Raw genomic sequence first — 16,322 nt, forward strand, 5'->3', positions numbered from 1 at the left:
GCGCGGCCGAGGGTGCACCATTTGAGTGTGTCCGACCAGCAGATTCCTTCCCGCCTCGTGTTCCGGATCCCCGGCGTCGCCATCCTCGCGGCGCTGCTCCTGGCCGTGTGCGCGACGCCGATCGCGTTCGCCGCGCCCTGGCTTCCGGTGCTCTATGTCATCCCGCTCGCCATTGTGGTGTGGGTCATCCGGGTCCGCACCACGGCGACCGCCGAGGGCATCGTCGCCCGCGAGGTCTTCCGGAGCCGGACCCTGCCGTGGGACTCCCTCAAGGGGCTGCGGCTGACCAAGCGCTCCGGGGTGCGCGCGGTGCTGGCCGACGACACCGAGGTCACGCTTCCGTGTGTGCGCGTCCGGCATCTGCCCGCGCTGGCCCTGGTCAGCGGCGGGCGGCTGGACGACCCGACCGAGACGCCGGTCACCGAACCCGAGGAAGACGCCGAGAAACCGGCAGTCGAGGCGGAGTAACCTGGGGTCACCGCTCCCCGCCTGGGCGCCTATCCGGCGCCATGCACGTCCCATAGCTGATAGCGAACCGAACCTTGGAGGAGCCGTGCCCGCGCTGCGCTCCCGCACGACGACCCACGGCCGCAACGCAGCCGGAGCCCGCGCGCTCTGGCGCGCCACCGGCATGACCGACAGCGACTTCGGCAAGCCGATCGTCGCCATCGCCAACTCCTACACGCAGTTCGTGCCCGGCCACGTGCACCTGCGCGACCTCGGCGACATCGTCGCCGACGCGATCCGCGAGGCGGGTGGCGTGCCGCGCGAGTTCCACACCATCGCCGTCGACGACGGCATCGCCATGGGACACAGCGGGATGCTCTACTCCCTGCCTTCGCGCGAGATCATCGCCGACGCGGTGGAGTACATGGTCAACGCCCATCAGGCCGACGCGCTGGTGTGCATCTCCAACTGCGACAAGATCACCCCCGGCATGCTCAACGCCGCGATGCGGGTCAACATCCCCGTGGTGTTCGTCTCGGGTGGACCGATGGAGGCGGGCAAGGCGGTCGTCGTCGGCGGTGTCGCCCAGGCGCCCACCGACCTGATCACCGCGATCTCCGCGTCGGCCAGCTCGGAGGTCGACGACGAGGGCCTGACCGAGGTCGAGCGCTCCGCGTGCCCGACCTGCGGCTCCTGCTCGGGCATGTTCACCGCCAACTCGATGAACTGCCTCACCGAGGCCCTCGGCCTCGCGCTGCCGGGCAACGGCTCCACCCTGGCCACCCACTCGGCCCGCCGCGACCTGTTCACCCGCGCCGGGACGACGGTTGTCGAGCTGTGCAAGCGCTGGTACGGCGAGGACGACGAGTCGGCGCTGCCGCGCTCGATCGCGAACCGCAAGGCGTTCGAGAACGCGATGGCCCTGGACATGGCGATGGGCGGGTCCACCAACACGGTGCTGCACGTCCTCGCCGCGGCCCAGGAAGGCGAGATCGACTTCACCCTCGCCGACATCGACGACATCTCCCGCCGCGTCCCGTGTCTGTCGAAGGTCTCGCCGAACTCCGACTACCACATGGAAGACGTGCACCGGGCGGGCGGAATCCCGGCCATCCTGGGCGAGCTGTGGCGGGGCGGGCTGCTCAACACCGATGTCACGTCGGTGCACAGCCCGTCGCTGGAGCAGTGGCTGTCCGAATGGGACATCCGCGGGGAGAACCCGTCCGAGGCGGCCATCGAGCTGTTCCACGCCGCCCCCGGCGGCGTCCGCACCACCAAGGCGTTCTCCACCTCGAACCGCTGGTCCTCTTTGGACACCGACGCGGCGGGCGGCTGCATCCACGACGTCGAGCACGCCTACACCGTCGACGGCGGCCTCGCGGTGCTGCACGGCAACCTCGCCGAGCGCGGCGCGGTCATCAAGGCGGCGGGCATCGACGAGGAGCTGTTCACCTTCCAGGGCCCGGCGCGGGTCGTGGAGAGCCAGGAGCAGGCCGTCTCGGTGATCCTCGGCAAGCAGATCCAGCCCGGCGAGGTGCTGGTCGTGCGCTACGAGGGCCCGGCGGGCGGCCCCGGGATGCAGGAGATGCTGCACCCCACCGCGTTCCTCAAGGGCGCGGGCCTGGGCAAGAAGTGCGCCCTGGTCACCGACGGGCGGTTCTCCGGCGGCTCAAGTGGACTGTCCATCGGCCACGTCTCCCCGGAGGCGGCGGGCGGCGGCACGATCGGCCTGGTCCACGACGGCGACCAGATCCGCATCGACGTGCACGCGCGGACCCTGGAACTCCTTGTCGAGCCCGAGGTTCTGGCGGAGCGCCGGGCGAAGATGGAAGCGAGCGAACGCCCGTGGCAGCCGGTCGACCGGGTCCGCCCGGTCACCGCGGCCCTGCGCGCCTACGCCCGCATGGCCACCGACGCCTCCACCGGCGCGGTGCGCGACCCGGACAAGTAGACAGTCAACGACCGAGGGGCCCGTCCGGACTGTCCGGACGGGCCCCTCGGTTTCTTCGGCTCTAGCGCAGAACGATGTTGGTGGCCACGGAAAGCCCGATGGCCAGCACGAGGAACACGAACCCGAACGCGGGTGCGCGGCGGAACCACGGAGTCTTGCGGTCGAGCGAGATCTTGCCCGCGCCCGCGAACAGCAGGGCGAAGGCGCCCGCCGCGTACAGGCCTTCGAGTTCGACCGCACCAAGGAATTCCCTGACGTCGAGCTTGACCCAGATGGCGTTCGCCACCACGCCGAGCGCGCCCGCGGCGGCCGCCGGGGTGAACAGGCCGAGGACGAGCAGGGAGCCCGCGGTCAGCTCGGTGACCCCGGTGACCCAGGCCAGCAGCGTCGTCTGCTGGTAACCCAGGGTGCCGAGGAACTTCGCGAAGCCGTCGATCCCCGGGCCTTGCATGATCCCGAAAACCTTCTGCAGCCCGTGCCCGACGAGCATCGCGCCGAGCACGACCCGCAGGACGAGCAGACCCAGGTCGGCACCGAAGTGCCACTGGTGTGGTTCCCGAGTCGCGACTACATCGTCGTCGTCGAAGTCGGTCGTGGTGCCATCAGAGTCGTATGCGGTGTACCTCTGTTCGGAAGGCGTGAAATATCCGCTGTCCGTGCTGCCGCCCGCGACTGGGGTGCGGCCATCATCGATACTCACGGGCGCAGACTAGAGCCTCCGTCAAGGGTTTGCCCTGCGGAAGATCGCTCAGTAGGCCCCGCGAAGCAGGTTCAGGGGCGCTTTCCCGGCGGCGAACCGGGCGATCTCGGCGGCGGCCACCCGGTAGGCGCGAGCCCGGTGACCTGCGCTGTTTCCCGCCACATGCGGTGTGATGACGATGTTCGGCGCGGTCCACAAAGGATGATCAGCGGGCAACGGCTCCGGATCGGTCACATCAAGCGCGGCGCGCAGCCTGCCGGAGGTCAACTCCGCCAGCAGCGCGTCGGTGTCCACAACCGGCCCGCGGGCGGCGTTGACGACGATGGCGCCGTCGGGCAGCAGGGACAGGAACTTCTTGTCGACCATGCGGGTCGTCGCCTCGGTCAGTGGCACGACCAGGACCACCGCGTCGTGTTCGGGGAGCAGTGCGGGCAACTCGTCGACGCCGTGCACGCCGTCCCGGGCCCGACTGGCGACCAACGTGGTGCGCGCGTCGAAGGCGTCGAACCGACGGCGCAACTGGTGGCCAAGGTCACCCGCGCCGATGACCAGGATTCGCTTGTCCTGCAACGTGTCCGTCGTGTGCGGCGTCCACTTGCCCACCCTGCGCGCGGCGTCGAACGCGGTGAACTCCCGGTAGAACGTGAGCAGCGCGCCGACCACCCACTCGGCACTGCTGCCGCCGTGGGCGCCACGGCACGTCGACAACATGATGTGGTCCGGCAGCCTGCCCGCCCAGGCGTCGGCGCCGGTGGTGAGCAACTGCACGAGACGCAGCTTCGGCAACCGATCCACCAGGTTCAGCGCCTCGCCCCCGAGGAAGTCGGGGATGAGCACCTCGGCGTCCGCGGCCTCCGGCGGGAGTCGTGGTGAGTGTCGGAACACCCGCAGCCCCTCGATCCCGGAAAGTGCTTCGATTCCGTGCTCATCGGGCACGAGAACTGTCACCGTCACACAGCACACACTAATCAGGCGTAGTTGTCAGGCAAACTATGTCCGATGCGCGAACACGACCTCATCGCCGCGGACGGCACCCGGATCCGTGGCTGGCAGACCGAGTCCGACGGCCCGGTCGTGCTGCTGTGCCCGGGTCTGGGCACGATTCCCGAGGCGTGGCCCGCGCTGCTGCTTCCGTCGTCGGGTGTGCGGGTGCTGAGCTGGTACCACCGCGGCACCATGGGATCCGACCGGCCCGCCGACCCCGACCGGATCACCCTCGACGACCACGTCGCCGACGCGATCGCGGTCATGGACGCCGCCGGGGTGGCGCGGTGCGTGGTCATGGGCTGGTCGATGGGGGTGATGGTCGCCACCGAGTTGGCCACCCGGCATCCCGAGCGGGTGTCCGGGCTGATGCTGACCGCGGGCGTGCCCGGCGACCTGTTCGGCGGGATGCTCGGCGTCCTGGGCGTGCCCGCGCCGGTGCGCAGGCCCGTGGCGCTGACCACCGCCCGCGCGCTGCGGTTCGCCGGTCCGCTGGTCGACGCCGTGCTGCACCGCGTCCCGGTCAACCGGGTCACCGCCACGGCCATGCGGTACAGCGGGTTCATGCTCCCCGGCGCCGCGACCGCCGACGTGGCGGCGGCCCTGCGGCGGTTCCTGCGCCACGACTGGCGCTGGTACGTCACGCTCGCGCTCGCCCTGGCCGACGTGCCCGACCGCGATCTGGCCGGGATCACCTGCCCGGTCACCGTGCTCGCCGCGCGCTACGACATCCTGGCCGACCCCCGGCGCTCCACCGTGGCCGCGTCGGTGCTGCCCGATGCCCGCGTCCGGGTGCTGCCGACCAGCCATTTCCTCCCGATGGAGGCGCCGAAGGTGATCGTCGACGAGTTGGGCCTGCTCGTCGAGCGGGCGCTCACCGCGGATTCACGGGCGGCCTCCTAACCTGGGGGCATGTCGGGTACATACCGCCGGGTCCGCGCGCTCGCCGCCGCCTGTGTGGCCAGTGCCCTGCTCGCCTCCTGCGCGACGTTCGAGGAGCAGCCGCCTCCGCAGAGCTGGCAGCCCAACCCGAAGCTCACCCCGCAGGCCGCGCCCGAGCCGGACACCGGGGGCGGCGACAGTGGCGGCGGCGGACCCGCAGGCGACCCGCGGGTCAAACCGCCCGGCCCGGTGCCCCCGCCGGACGGCTGCAAGGACTTCCATCCCGCGGTGCTCGCCACCTGCCTCGACACGGTCGTCGCGGTGGCCGCGCTGCCGGGTGACGGGTCGACGCCGTCGGCGCTGGTCGGGGAACGCAAGACCGGCCGCATCCTGCTGGTCCGGATGGGCTCGGAGCCGGTCGTGGTGGCCACGGTCCCGGTCGACGGCAGCACCGACGGAGGGCTCACCGGGCTCGCGCTGTCGCCGACGTACGTCGAAGACCAGCTCCTCTTCGCCTACATCACCACGCCCACCGACAACCGTCTGGTCCGCATCGCGCCGAACGACACGCCCAAGCCGGTGCTCACCGGCATCCCCCGAGGTGCTTCGGGCAACCGCGGGGCGCTGGCGAACGACCACCGTGGGGCGCTCCTGATCGCCACCGGCAACGCGGGCAACCCCGCCGCGGCCGCGGACCCCGCGTCGCTCGCCGGGAAGGTGCTGCGGATCAACTCGGGCGGCAAGCCCGCCGAGGACAACCCCGCACCGTCGGCTGTGGTGGCCAGTGGGCTCGAGTCGCCCGGTGGGCTGTGCAGTTCGCTGGACGGGTCGCGGGTCTGGGTCACCGACCGGACTGCGGCGGCTGACGTGCTCTACCGGCTGGACTACGGCAAGCCCTTGGGGGCTCCGGCCTGGTCCTGGCCCGACAAACCGGGCATCTCAGGGTGCGCCTCGCCCGCTCGGAGCATGTGGGTGGCCATGTCGAAGGCCGCGCACCTGCAGAACCTGGCTCAGGCCCCGGACGGGACGTTCACCGGAAAGCCGCAGGTCGTGATGGCCGAGCCGGACGGCTTCGGCCGCGTCGACGGGCTCGACCTGATGTCCGAGCAGCTCGCCATCGGCGGCACGGTCAACAAGGAGGGCGGCAAGCCCGCCTCCAGCGACGACCGCGCCGTAGTCATCGTCGTCGAACAAGGCGGCGGCGGCAGCGGCGTCGACTAGCCGCGAGTCGCCCCCTCCAGCAAACGAGTCGCCCCCTCCAGCAAGTGAGTTCGACATTCGGGTGTTCCGAACGGGCGACTCACTTGCCGGAAGGGGCGACTCGCGAGGGTTAGCTGCAGCGTTCCAGGATGAGTTCCCGGACGCGCTTGGCGTCGGCCTGGCCCTTGGTCGTCTTCATGACCGCGCCGACGATGGCGCCCGCGGCGGCGACCTTGCCGTCGCGGATCTTGTCGGCGACGTCCGGCTGGGCGGCCAGCGCCTCGTCGATGGCGGCGTAGAGCGCCGAGTCGTCCGAGACGACCTTGAGGCCGCGCTTCTCGACGACGTCCTCCGGCTCACCCTCGCCTTCGAGGACTCCGTCGACGACCTCGCGGGCCAGCTTGTTCGTCAGGCTGCCGTCGGCGACCAGGGCGATCACCTTCGCCACCTGGGCGGGCGTGATCGGCAGGTCGCCGAGCTCGACACCGCGGTTGTTGGCCTGCTGGCTCAGGTACGACACCCACCACGAGCGGGCCTCGGCGGGCGAGGCCCCAGCGGCGACCGTGGTGGCGATCAGGTCGATCGCACCGGCGTTGATCAGGTCGCGCAGTTCCAGGTCGGTGAGGTTCCACTCGGCCTGGACCCGCTTGCGGCGCTGCGCGGGCAGCTCCGGCAGGGTCAGGCGCAGTTCCTCGACCCACTCGCGGGACGGGGCGATCGGGACCAGGTCGGGCTCCGGGAAGTACCGGTAGTCCTCCGAGGTCTCCTTGCGCCGCCCGGCGCGCGTGGTGCCCGACGCCTCCTCGAAGTGCCGGGTCTCCTGCAGGATCGACCCGCCTTCGACCAGGATCGCCGCCTGCCGGGTCATCTCGTGCCGCACGGCCCGTTCGACGCTGCGCAGCGAGTTGACGTTCTTGGTCTCGGTGCGGGTGCCGAACTCCGTGGCGTCCTTGGCCATCAGCGAGATGTTCGCGTCGCAGCGCAGGGAACCCTGGTCCATCCGCACGTCGGACACGTCGAGCGCCTTGAGCAGGTCGCGCAGGGTGCTGACGTAGGCGCGGGCCACCTCGGGAGCCCGCTCGCCGGTGCCCTCGATCGTCTTGGTGACGATCTCGATCAGCGGCACACCCGCGCGGTTGTAGTCGAGCAGCGAGTGCTCGGCGCCGTGGATGCGGCCGGTGGCGCCGCCGACGTGCAGCGACTTGCCGGTGTCCTCCTCCATGTGGGCGCGCTCGATCTCCACGCGGAAGATCTCGCCGTCGTCGAGGGTGACGTCGAGGTAGCCGTTGAAGGCGATCGGCTCGTCGTACTGCGACGTCTGGAAGTTCTTCGGCATGTCCGGGTAGAAGTAGTTCTTCCGGGCGAAGCGGCACCACTCAGCGATCTCGCAGTTGAGCGCGAGGCCGATGCGGATGGCCGACTCGACGCCGATGGCGTTGAGCACCGGCAGCGCGCCGGGCAGTCCGAGGCACACCGGGCACACCTGGGTGTTCGGCTCGCCGCCGAAGGTGACCGGGCAGCCGCAGAACATCTTGGTGTTGGTGTTGAGCTCGACGTGGACTTCCAGGCCCAGCACCGGGTTGAAGCGCTCGATGACCTCGTCGTAGTCCATCAGCTCCACAGTGGACGTCATTTGTCCCCGCCCTTCCGGAACGCCCGAACCGCGATCAGCGCACTGGTCAGCGCGACGAAGATGCCGCCGATCGCGTTGGCCAGCAGCAGCCTGTCGTTGTCCTCGCGCGCCTTGCGCAGGCTGGTCACCGCGGACGTCGCCGCCGTCACCGAGCCGACGACACCGAAGGCGCCCTTGAGATTCTTCACGCCGGCCATCAGTGAGCCACCTCCAGCTCGGGAACGCGGTTGATCAGCGAACCGCCCTGCGCGGCGTTGCGGGCGGCCTCGTACGCGGCGGCCACGCGGTAGCCGCGATGGTCCTGCAGCGCGGGCGACATGATCTGCAGACCCACGGGCAGACCGTCGTCGTCCGACAGTCCACTTGGGACACTCAGGGCCGCGTTGCCCGCCAGGTTCGACGGGATCGTGCACAGGTCGGCCTTGTACATGGCCATCGGGTCGTTCGCCCGCTCGCCGATGCGGAACGCCGTGGTGGGCGTGGTCGGCGAGATGAGCACGTCCACGGTGCCGAACGCGGCGTCGAAGTCACGCGAGATGAGCGTGCGGACCTTCTGCGCCGAGCCGTAGTACGCGTCGTAGTAGCCCGAGGACAGCGCGTAGGTGCCGAGCATGATCCGGCGCTTGACCTCGGGGCCGAAACCGGCCTCGCGGGTCAGCGACATGACCTCCTCGGCGCTGCGCGTGGCGTCGTCGCCCACCCGCAGGCCGTAGCGCATGGCGTCGAACCGGGCGAGGTTCGACGAACACTCGCTCGGCGCGATCAGGTAGTACGCGGGCAGCGCCAGGTCGAAGCTCGGGCAGGACACCTCGACGATCTCCGCGCCCAACTCCTTGAGCTGCGCGACCGCGGCCTCGAAGGAGGCGAGCACACCCGGCTGGTAGCCGTCACCCGCGAACTGGGTGACCACGCCGACCCGGACACCGCTGAGGTCGCCGTTGGCGCCCTCGCGGGCCGCGGCGACGACGGGCGGCAGCGGCGCGTCGATCGAGGTGGAGTCCAGCGGGTCGTGGCCGCCGATGACCTCGTGCAGCAGGGCCGCGTCGAGGACCGTGCGGGCGCACGGGCCCGCCTGGTCGAGCGAGGAGGAGAACGCGACCAGGCCGTAGCGCGAGACCGTGCCGTAGGTGGGCTTGACGCCGACCGTGCCGGTGACCGAGCCGGGCTGGCGGATCGAGCCGCCGGTGTCGGTGCCGATCGCGAGCGGGGCCTCGAAGGCGGCCAGCGCCGCGGCCGAGCCGCCGCCGGAGCCGCCGGGGATGCGGTCGAGGTCCCACGGGTTGTGGGTGGTGCCGTAGGCGGAGTTCTCGGTGGAGGAGCCCATCGCGAACTCGTCCATGTTGGTCTTGCCGAGGATGACGATGCCCGCCTGGAGCAGCTTCAGGGTGACCGTCGCGTCGTAGGGCGGGTTCCACCCCTCGAGCATCTTCGAGCCGCACGTCGTGGGGGCGCCCTGCATCGTCAGAACGTCCTTGAGCGCGAGCGGCACACCGGCCAGCGGCGACGCCGCCGGGCGGCCCGCGGCCACGTCCTCGTCGACGGCCTTGGCGGCCTGCAGCGCGCGCTCGGTGTCGACGTGCAGGAACGCGTGCACGGCGGAGTCCACCGCGCCGATGCGGTCGAGGTGGGCCTGGGCGACCTCGACGGCGGAGACATCCTTGGCCTGGATCTTCGCGGCCAGTTCGGCGGCGGTCAGGCGGATCAGGTCGGTCATGCTTCCTCCCCGAGGATGCGCGGAACGCGGAAGCGCCCGTCCTCGGCGGCGGGTGCCGCGGCGAGTGCCTGCTGCTGGGTGAGCCCGGGTCGAACGAGGTCCGCACGGAAGACGTTGGTCAACGGCACCGCGTGAGAAGTGGGCGGAATGTCCTGGTCAGCGACGTCACCGACCTTCGCCACGGCCTGCACGATCTGGTCGAGCTGGCCCGCGAACAGGTCCAGTTCTTCTTCGGTGACGGCCAGCCTGGCCAGTCTGGCGAGGTGGGCTACCTCGTCACGGGAGATGCTTGGCACTCGACGAACCCCCGGGGGTGTCTGCGATGGGACCCCGTGAGTCTATTTCGCGCAGGACGGAAGCCCCGAACGGGTTGTTCTCAAGGCGCCGGGGGTGTACACCGACCCCATCCCGCGATGCGGTCCGATGGACACCAGCCGCCGTGTGGGTCACCTGGTCTGCGACAATCGGCGGTCGGCGTAGGGCGTGGACGTTTGGTTTCGCGCACCGAGTAGGAACATCGGGAGGCGTTCGCCTTGTCCTTCCTGATCCGGGTCCAGCTCCCGGACAGCCCCGGAACCCTGGGCGCGGTCGCGACCGCGCTGGGGGCCATCGGGGCAGACATCCTCAGTGTGGACGTGGTGGAACGCGTGGGCGGTGTCGCCATCGATGACCTCGTCGTCGAACTGCCCGGCGGCAGGCTCCCCGACGTCCTGATCACCGCGGCGGAGTCCGTGGCAGGCGTCGAGGTGGACGCCGTGCGCCCCTACGCGGGGGTGCTCGACACCCACCGTGAGCTGGAACTGGTCGAGGACGTCGCCGCCGAACCCAACGACGGCCTGGCGATCTTCACCGAGGGCGTCCCGAAGATCATCCGAGCGGGCTGGGCTTTAGTCATCACCTTCGACGCCGACGGCGCCCACCCCATCGCGTCGAGCAGCGCGGCGCCGACGGTGCACCGGCTGGAACTGCCGTGGCTGCCGTTAGCCCGGGCGACGGTGCTCGATGGGGAGGAGTCGTGGGTGCCGGAGACCTGGCAGGAGCTGGGGACCGAACTGGCGGCCACGCCGTTGGGGAAGCCGGACCGGGTGTTGCTGGTCGGGCGTCCGGGTGGGCCGATGTTCCGGGCGGCTGAGGTGGCGCGGTTGGCGCATCTGGCTGGGATCGTGGCAGTGGTGTTGCCGGACTGATTGCGTTTCGCTGCGCGGTTTGGGCGGGTGGTTCGGCGAGCGGTTTGGTGCCGGGCAATCCGAGTGGGGCGGTAAGCGGTTTCCTGTAGTGCGCCCAGGTGGTTTGGTGGCCGGGCGCCTTGGGCGTTGGGTGCCCGTTTGGGTGGTTCGCCTTGATTTGGGGACCCCGCCAAATGGGCCTGGCGCGGGCTCAAAAGGTGGGCGAAGTACAGCCCACCCGCGCCGAAAGTTTAGGCCCATTTGCCCCAAATCAAGGCGAACCACCCAAACAGCCCGTGGGGATCGGACCGTCACCTTTCGCGGGGCTTGCCTTCGCCGGTCGCCGAGTCAAGCCATTCCCTCCCGTGGGATTTGTCGCACCGGCCAGACAGGATTGCGGCCTTCGTCCGCTGGGGCGCGCCATCGCAGTCCCGCCAAGGCTGACCGCCCATCTCACGGGCGCGCCACAATCCGCCCTAAGGACCACGGCACCACCCCCAGGCAGACCATCGCAGTCCCGCCAGGTCTGACCGCCCCATCTCACGGCGCGCCACACCCGCCCGACAGGATCACGGCTCCCACCCCTAGGCGCGCCGACGCAGTCCCGCCAGGTCCCACCGCCCAATCCCCACAGGCCCACCACACCACGCCCGAGAGACCACGGCACCCACCCCAGGCAGGCCATCGCACTCCCGCCAGGTCTCACCGCCCAAAGCCGACAGGCCCACCACACCCCGCCCGAAGAACCACGCCACCCACTCCCAGGCACGTCGTCGCACTCCCGCCGGGTTGGACGCCCCTCAGCTCACGGGCCTGCCACACCCTCCCGTCGGCGGCCGCTCGCCCCGGTGGCTCAGGCGTCCGGTAGGTCCAGTTCGAAGGCGATCAGGTGGACTTTCGGGCCCGGGCTCCAATCGCGGTCTGGCAAGCGGGTGAAACCTAAACGCTCGTAGAGGCGGTGGGCGGGGGCCATGTTCTGTGAGCTGCACAGCACCACCCTCGGCAAACCGAGTTCCCTGGCCCGGTCGAAGACGGCGCGGATGAGGGCTTCGCCGATGCCTCGGTTGCGGGCGGTGGGGGCGACGGCGAGCATGCGGAATTCCAGTTCGCCCTCGCGGGAGATTTCGGCGTAGTCGGAGCCGGGTAAGGCGAGGGTGACGGTGCCGAGGAGGGTGTCGTCGGCGTCGACGGCGACCAGGAGATCCGCGCTGCGCAACCTGCTTGCGGCGTCGGCCAGGCTGGCGGCGTAGCCGCTTGAGTCGGGGCCCAGGTAGCCGTCGGCGGTGTAGGCGTCGAGGGTGAGGGTGCCGATCTGGTCGACCTCGTCCGCGCGGGCCGAGCGCACCGTGATGCTGGAAGCGTCCACTCGGCTACTCATCCGTGGCCTCGGCGTTCCCGGCCGCGTCGGCCTTCGCGCTACCGTCGTCAGCGTCCGTGTCGCCGATGGTAGCTACCTCCGTGGCGGCCTCGGGGCCTTGTTCCAGCAGCACGCGGAAGCCGTCCTCGTCGAGTACGGGGACCTTGAGCTGGATCGCCTTGTCGTACTTCGATCCCGGTGCGTCGCCGACGACCACGAAGGCCGTCTTCTTCGACACCGAGCCCGACGCCTTGCCGCCGCGGGCGATGATCGACTCCTTGGCCTCGTCGCGGGAGTAGGTCTCCAGGCTGCCGGTGACGACGATCGACAGGCCCTCCAAGGTCCTCGGCGTCGAATCGTCGCGTTCCTCTTCCATGCGGACGCCCGCGGCGCGCCACTTGTCGACCACCTCGCGGTGCCAGTCGACGGCGAACCAGTCTTGGACGGAGGTGGCGATGGTCGGGCCCACGCCCTCGGCGTCGGCGAGTTCCTGTTCGGTGGCCTTGGCGATCGCTTCGATGGAGCCGAACTCACGAGCCAGTGCCTGGGCCGCGGTGGGGCCGACGTGGCGGATGGAGAGGCCCACCAGAACCTTCCACAGTGGACGGTTCTTCGCGGTGTCGAGGTTGGCCACCAGCTTGCGGCCGTTCGCCGAGAGCTCCCCGGCCTTGGTGCGGAACAACTCCACCCGCGAGAGCTGCTCCTCATCCAGGGTGAACACGTCGCCCTCGTCCTGCACCACACCGGAGGTGAGCAGGGCGGCGGCGGCCTCGAAGCCGAGCACCTCGATGTCGAACGCGCCCCGGCCCGCCAAGTGGAACAGCCGCTCCCGAAGCTGCGCCGGGCAGGACCGGGCGTTGGGACACCGGATGTCGGCGTCGCCCTCCTTCTCGTAGGCCAAGGTGGTGCCGCACACCGGGCACTCGGTGGGCATCTCGAACTCGTAGGCGTCCGGCGGCCGAACCTCGATCACCGGGCCGAGCACCTCCGGGATCACGTCCCCGGCCTTGCGGATCACCACGCGGTCGCCGATGAGGACGCCCTTGCGCTTGACCTCCGAGGCGTTGTGCAGCGTGGCCATCGCGACCGTGGACCCTGCCACCTTGACCGGCTCCATCACCGCGAACGGCGTCACCCGGCCGGTCCGGCCGACGTTGACCTCGATGTTGAGCAGCGTGGTGGTCGCCTCTTCCGGCGGATACTTGTAGGCGATCGCCCAGCGCGGCGCGCGCGAGGTGGTGCCGAGGCGGCGCTGCAGCGACACCTCGTCGACCTTGATCACCACGCCGTCGATCTCGTGCTCTGCGTCGTGGCGGTGCTCGCCCCAGTACTTGATGTGCTCGGCGAGCTGGTCGGCCGAGTCGAGCACCTTGGTGTGCCCGGACACTGGCAGCCCCCACGCGGCCAGCGCCCGGTACGACTCGGACTGCGCGGTGGGCTCGAAGCCCTCGCGCCTGCCCAGGCCGTGGCAGATCAACCGCAGGTTGCGGCTCGCGGTGATCTTCGGGTCCTTCTGGCGCAGCGACCCGGCGGCGGTGTTGCGCGGGTTGGCGAAGGGCGGCTTGCCCGCCTCCACCAGCCGGGCGTTGAGGTCGGCGAAGTCCTCGACCGTCATGAACACCTCGCCGCGCACCTCTACCAGCGCCGGGACGGGGAACTCGTCGCTCGGGGTGAGCCGGTCGGGCACGCCGCGCATCGTGCGGACGTTGAGCGAGACGTCCTCGCCGGTGCGGCCGTCGCCCCTGGTGAGCGCCCGGGTGAGGCGGCCGTTCTCGTAGAGCAGGTTGATCGCGAGGCCGTCGATCTTCAGCTCGCACAGGAAGTGCGCGGCCGAGCCGACCTCCTTCTCCACCCGGTCGACCCACCCGCCGAGCTCGTCGAGATCGAACGCGTTGTCCAGGCTGAGCATGCGTTCGAGGTGGTCTGCCGCGGCGAACTCGGTGGAGAAGGACCCGCCGACCCGCTGGGTGGGCGACTCCGGGGAGACCAGCGACGGGTGCTGCTCCTCGATCGCCTCCAACTCGCGCAGGAGCGTGTCGAACTCGCCGTCGGAGATCGTCGGCGCGTCGAGCACGTAGTAGCGGAACTGGTGGCCGAGGAGTTCCTCGGACAGCTCGGCGTGCCGCTCACGCACGTCGGAGGGCACATCCTCGACGCCCTCGACCGCGGCTGGTCGTTCCTGCGGAAGATCCTCGTCAACACTCGTCACGTGTCAAAGAGTAGCCAGGACGACCGACATTCGGAGGCTCAGGAAGCCAGCCTGTGGACAAGTTCGCGCAGCTCCAGCAAACCGATGCTGTCGGCGGGCTCGGTGTCGGCGGCCTCGACCCGGCGCAGCCGCTCCCCCGCCAGCCGCTCACCCAGCGTGGCGTCCAGCGGGAGGAACGTCATCGCCGCGCGCGCCGACGGCTCCAGCCCGGCGAGCGCCGGGTGGTAGACCGCGACGTCGACCAGACCCTCCTCGACCTGCGCGTGCACGCGGACATCCGCGAGCGCGACCCGGGTCGCGCCGAGGTTGACCGTGACCTCCGTCGGGTCGGGGACGGCGGGCACCGAGTCGTGGAACTCCCACAGCGGGGTGTCCGGCTCGGCGGCCGCCTTCCACGCGTCGGTGTACGGCCGCAGCCGCGGGTCCTCCTGCCCGCTCACCACGAACGCGTAGATCGAGCGGATACCGCGTTCGAGCGAGAAGTGCAGGTCGGGGTGCAGCGCCGCGACCATCTCGCAGAGCTGGTTCTCGACCCGCTGCGGCTCCCCTTCGCCGAGGGCGGCGGCGACCTCGGGGAGCAGCTGCTGCCACTCGCACCAGAACCGTTCCGCGAGAACTGCCGGGTCGGGCTGCTCGACCGGGTCACGGGACCGCTTGAACCAGCGCGCTAGCCGCCCGCCACCGACGGAATCACCTGGATCTCGGCGTCCGCCGCGACCGGTGTGTCCGCCCCGCCCAGATACCGGCATTCCTCTCCGTCCACGTAGAAGTTGACGTACCGGCGCAGCCCCCGGTTCTCGTCACGCAGGCGCCGCTCCAGCGCCGGGTAGCGCTCGCAGACCACGTCGAGCACCCGGGCCAGGGTAGCGGGATCGGGCGCGTCGATCTCGAGTTTCGCCTGCCCGTCCGCCTTGGCCCGCAGGACCTGGGGCAGCAGCACGGTGATCATCAGATCACCGCGGCCCGCACCGACAGCACGTCCGGCAGGTGCGCGGCGACCTGCGTCCAGTGCTCGCCGCCGTCTCGGCTGGCGTAGACCTCGCCGGACCGGGAACCGAAGTACACGCCCGCCTCGTCGGCGTCGTCGACGCACATCGCGTCGCGCATGACCGCGCTCCAGAAGTCGTCGGGAAGGCCGTCGCCGAGCGCGGTCCAACTGGAGCCCGCGTCGTCGCTGCGGTAGACCCGGCAACGGCCGTCGGGCGGGAAGCGCATCGAGTCCGCGGTCAGCGGGAAGTTGAAGATCGTGTCCGGCTGGTGCGGGTGCACGACCATCGCGAAGCCGAAGTCGCTGGGCAGGCCGTCGGCGATCGATTGCCACGTCTTGGCGTTGTCGTCGCTGCGATAGACACCGTGGTGGTTCTGCGCGTAGAAGCGGTCGGGCCGGTCGGGATGCTGGGCGATCTTGTGGACGCACTGCCCGAACTCGGGGTACGGGTCGGGAAGGAAGTAGGCCTTGATGCCGTCGTTGCTCGCGTCGAAGGACTTGCCGCCGTCGGCGCTGACGTAGACACCGCCGGTCGACATCGCGACCGTGATCCGGCCTGCCTCGGTCGGGTGCGGGATGACCGAGTGGACCGCCATGCCGCCGAAGCCGGGCGTCCACTTCTCGCGGTGCGGGTGGTCCCACAGGCCGCGGACGAGTTGGTAGTTCACGCCGCCGTCGTCGGAGCGGAACAGCGCGGACGGCTCGACCCCCGCGTAGACCACGTCCGGTTCACTGGCAGGCCCGGGGGCGATCTGCCAGACCCGCGCGAGCGCTGTCTCGGTGTCCTCGGGGAACGCGACCGGCGCGTGGTCGGGCTCGGACCAGGTGGCGCCGAGGTCGTCGCTGATCGCGACGCTCGGCCCCCAGTGCTCGGACGTGACCGCGGCCAGCAGCCTCGGTGTGGCGCGTCGGGTGTCGATGGCGACGGCGTAGACGTCGGTCATCGGGTGGTGCGGACCGGTTGTCTCCCAGTCCCCACCGGAGTTGGTCGCGAGGAACAGCCCCTTGCGTGTCCCTATCGCGAGCAGCACCTTCTGTGTCATCGGGCACCTCCGTAAGTGACCCGCGCCACGTTACGCCCGAGCACCGAC

The 16,322-nt window shown here is 70.5% G+C and carries 16 protein-coding genes; 5 read left to right on the forward strand and 11 right to left on the reverse strand.

The genetic code is table 11. The features are described 5' to 3' along the window. Positions 1-27 precede the first annotated feature (27 nt). Together C8E96_RS00895 and ilvD are read left to right on the forward strand one after the other, a co-directional pair. Positions 28-468, forward strand: coding sequence for a PH domain-containing protein (locus C8E96_RS00895; protein ID WP_228769692.1), 441 nt, complete (start codon positions 28-30; stop codon positions 466-468). Positions 469-553: 85 nt separating this feature from the next. After that, the gene (ilvD, locus tag C8E96_RS00900) at positions 554-2,398 is read left to right on the forward strand and encodes a dihydroxy-acid dehydratase (RefSeq protein WP_091370761.1); all 1,845 of its coding nucleotides are present in this window, start codon (positions 554-556) and stop codon (positions 2,396-2,398) included. A 61-nt stretch (positions 2,399-2,459) separates the two neighbouring features. On the opposite strand, the gene C8E96_RS00905 is transcribed toward ilvD, so the two are convergent. Together C8E96_RS00905 and C8E96_RS00910 are read right to left on the reverse strand one after the other, a co-directional pair. Next, positions 2,460-3,098 (reverse strand): DoxX family protein, encoded by a 639-nt coding sequence (locus C8E96_RS00905; protein ID WP_091370759.1) that lies wholly within the window; start codon positions 3,096-3,098, stop codon positions 2,460-2,462. A gap of 48 nt (positions 3,099-3,146) precedes the next feature. Further along, on the reverse strand, positions 3,147-4,052 hold the full coding sequence (locus tag C8E96_RS00910; protein ID WP_176926720.1) for a 2-hydroxyacid dehydrogenase: 906 nt from the start codon (positions 4,050-4,052) through the stop codon (positions 3,147-3,149). Between the two features lie 45 nt (positions 4,053-4,097). Here C8E96_RS00910 and C8E96_RS00915 point away from each other — a divergent pair, with 45 nt between their 5' ends. Continuing rightward, the gene (locus tag C8E96_RS00915) at positions 4,098-4,985 is read left to right on the forward strand and encodes an alpha/beta fold hydrolase (protein WP_091370754.1); all 888 of its coding nucleotides are present in this window, start codon (positions 4,098-4,100) and stop codon (positions 4,983-4,985) included. Positions 4,986-4,994: 9 nt separating this feature from the next. Beyond that, positions 4,995-6,185, forward strand: a complete 1,191-nt coding sequence (locus C8E96_RS00920; protein WP_091370752.1) for a PQQ-dependent sugar dehydrogenase — start codon at positions 4,995-4,997, stop codon at positions 6,183-6,185. A 109-nt stretch (positions 6,186-6,294) separates the two neighbouring features. Here the strand turns inward: C8E96_RS00920 and gatB are convergent, their stop codons facing one another. From gatB to gatC, 4 genes are read right to left on the reverse strand one after another with little or no spacing between them, the layout of a single operon-like run. Beyond that, positions 6,295-7,797: an Asp-tRNA(Asn)/Glu-tRNA(Gln) amidotransferase subunit GatB gene (gatB, locus tag C8E96_RS00925; RefSeq protein WP_091370750.1), complete on the reverse strand. Its 1,503-nt coding sequence runs from the start codon at positions 7,795-7,797 to the stop codon at positions 6,295-6,297. Continuing rightward, positions 7,794-7,994: a hypothetical protein gene (locus C8E96_RS00930; RefSeq protein ID WP_091370748.1), complete on the reverse strand. Its 201-nt coding sequence runs from the start codon at positions 7,992-7,994 to the stop codon at positions 7,794-7,796. The genes gatB and C8E96_RS00930 overlap by 4 nt, the downstream gene beginning before the upstream one ends. Next, on the reverse strand, positions 7,994-9,511 hold the full coding sequence (gatA, locus tag C8E96_RS00935) for an Asp-tRNA(Asn)/Glu-tRNA(Gln) amidotransferase subunit GatA (protein ID WP_091370746.1): 1,518 nt from the start codon (positions 9,509-9,511) through the stop codon (positions 7,994-7,996). Before gatA ends, C8E96_RS00930 begins: the two co-directional genes overlap by 1 nt. Further along, a complete protein-coding gene (gene gatC, locus C8E96_RS00940; RefSeq protein ID WP_091370743.1) occupies positions 9,508-9,807 on the reverse strand; it encodes an Asp-tRNA(Asn)/Glu-tRNA(Gln) amidotransferase subunit GatC in 300 nt (99 codons plus the stop codon). The genes gatA and gatC overlap by 4 nt, the downstream gene beginning before the upstream one ends. A gap of 237 nt (positions 9,808-10,044) precedes the next feature. On the opposite strand from gatC, the gene C8E96_RS00945 reads away from it, so the two are divergent. Next, positions 10,045-10,698, forward strand: coding sequence for an ACT domain-containing protein (locus C8E96_RS00945; RefSeq protein ID WP_091370741.1), 654 nt, complete (start codon positions 10,045-10,047; stop codon positions 10,696-10,698). Between the two features lie 832 nt (positions 10,699-11,530). On the opposite strand, the gene C8E96_RS00950 is transcribed toward C8E96_RS00945, so the two are convergent. Genes C8E96_RS00950 through C8E96_RS00970 form a run of 5 tightly spaced genes read right to left on the reverse strand, consistent with a single transcriptional unit; the run spans position 11,531 to position 16,274 of the window. Continuing rightward, entirely contained in the window at positions 11,531-12,043 is a 513-nt protein-coding gene (locus tag C8E96_RS00950; RefSeq protein ID WP_228769691.1) for a GNAT family N-acetyltransferase, read from the reverse strand. A gap of 4 nt (positions 12,044-12,047) precedes the next feature. After that, a complete protein-coding gene (ligA, locus tag C8E96_RS00955) occupies positions 12,048-14,243 on the reverse strand; it encodes an NAD-dependent DNA ligase LigA (RefSeq protein WP_228769690.1) in 2,196 nt (731 codons plus the stop codon). Between the two features lie 38 nt (positions 14,244-14,281). Further along, positions 14,282-14,992, reverse strand: coding sequence for a hypothetical protein (locus C8E96_RS00960; protein WP_228769689.1), 711 nt, complete (start codon positions 14,990-14,992; stop codon positions 14,282-14,284). After that, entirely contained in the window at positions 14,911-15,192 is a 282-nt protein-coding gene (locus C8E96_RS00965; RefSeq protein WP_228769688.1) for a MoaD/ThiS family protein, read from the reverse strand. The genes C8E96_RS00960 and C8E96_RS00965 overlap by 82 nt, the downstream gene beginning before the upstream one ends. After that, complete coding sequence (locus tag C8E96_RS00970; protein ID WP_091370738.1) at positions 15,192-16,274, reverse strand: glycosyl hydrolase; 1,083 nt, start codon at positions 16,272-16,274, stop codon at positions 15,192-15,194. The genes C8E96_RS00965 and C8E96_RS00970 overlap by 1 nt, the downstream gene beginning before the upstream one ends. Positions 16,275-16,322 lie beyond the last annotated feature (48 nt).

Source organism: Actinokineospora alba (assembly GCF_004362515.1).
Taxonomy (GTDB): domain Bacteria; phylum Actinomycetota; class Actinomycetes; order Mycobacteriales; family Pseudonocardiaceae; genus Actinokineospora; species Actinokineospora alba.

Bases quoted from the DNA above. Each gene is read 5' to 3' on its own strand.
- C8E96_RS00920 (WP_091370752.1), top strand. From the start codon at position 4,995: ATGTCGGGTACATACCGCCGGGTCCGCGCGCTCGCCGCCGCCTGTGTG.
- C8E96_RS00960 (WP_228769689.1), bottom strand. From the start codon at position 14,992: ATGCCGGTATCTGGGCGGGGCGGACACACCGGTCGCGGCGGACGCCGA.
- C8E96_RS00915 (WP_091370754.1), top strand. From the start codon at position 4,098: ATGCGCGAACACGACCTCATCGCCGCGGACGGCACCCGGATCCGTGGC.
- C8E96_RS00965 (WP_228769688.1), bottom strand. From the start codon at position 15,192: ATGATCACCGTGCTGCTGCCCCAGGTCCTGCGGGCCAAGGCGGACGGG.
- C8E96_RS00930 (WP_091370748.1), bottom strand. From the start codon at position 7,994: ATGGCCGGCGTGAAGAATCTCAAGGGCGCCTTCGGTGTCGTCGGCTCG.
- gatA (WP_091370746.1), bottom strand. From the start codon at position 9,511: ATGACCGACCTGATCCGCCTGACCGCCGCCGAACTGGCCGCGAAGATC.
- C8E96_RS00970 (WP_091370738.1), bottom strand. From the start codon at position 16,274: ATGACACAGAAGGTGCTGCTCGCGATAGGGACACGCAAGGGGCTGTTC.
- gatB (WP_091370750.1), bottom strand. From the start codon at position 7,797: ATGACGTCCACTGTGGAGCTGATGGACTACGACGAGGTCATCGAGCGC.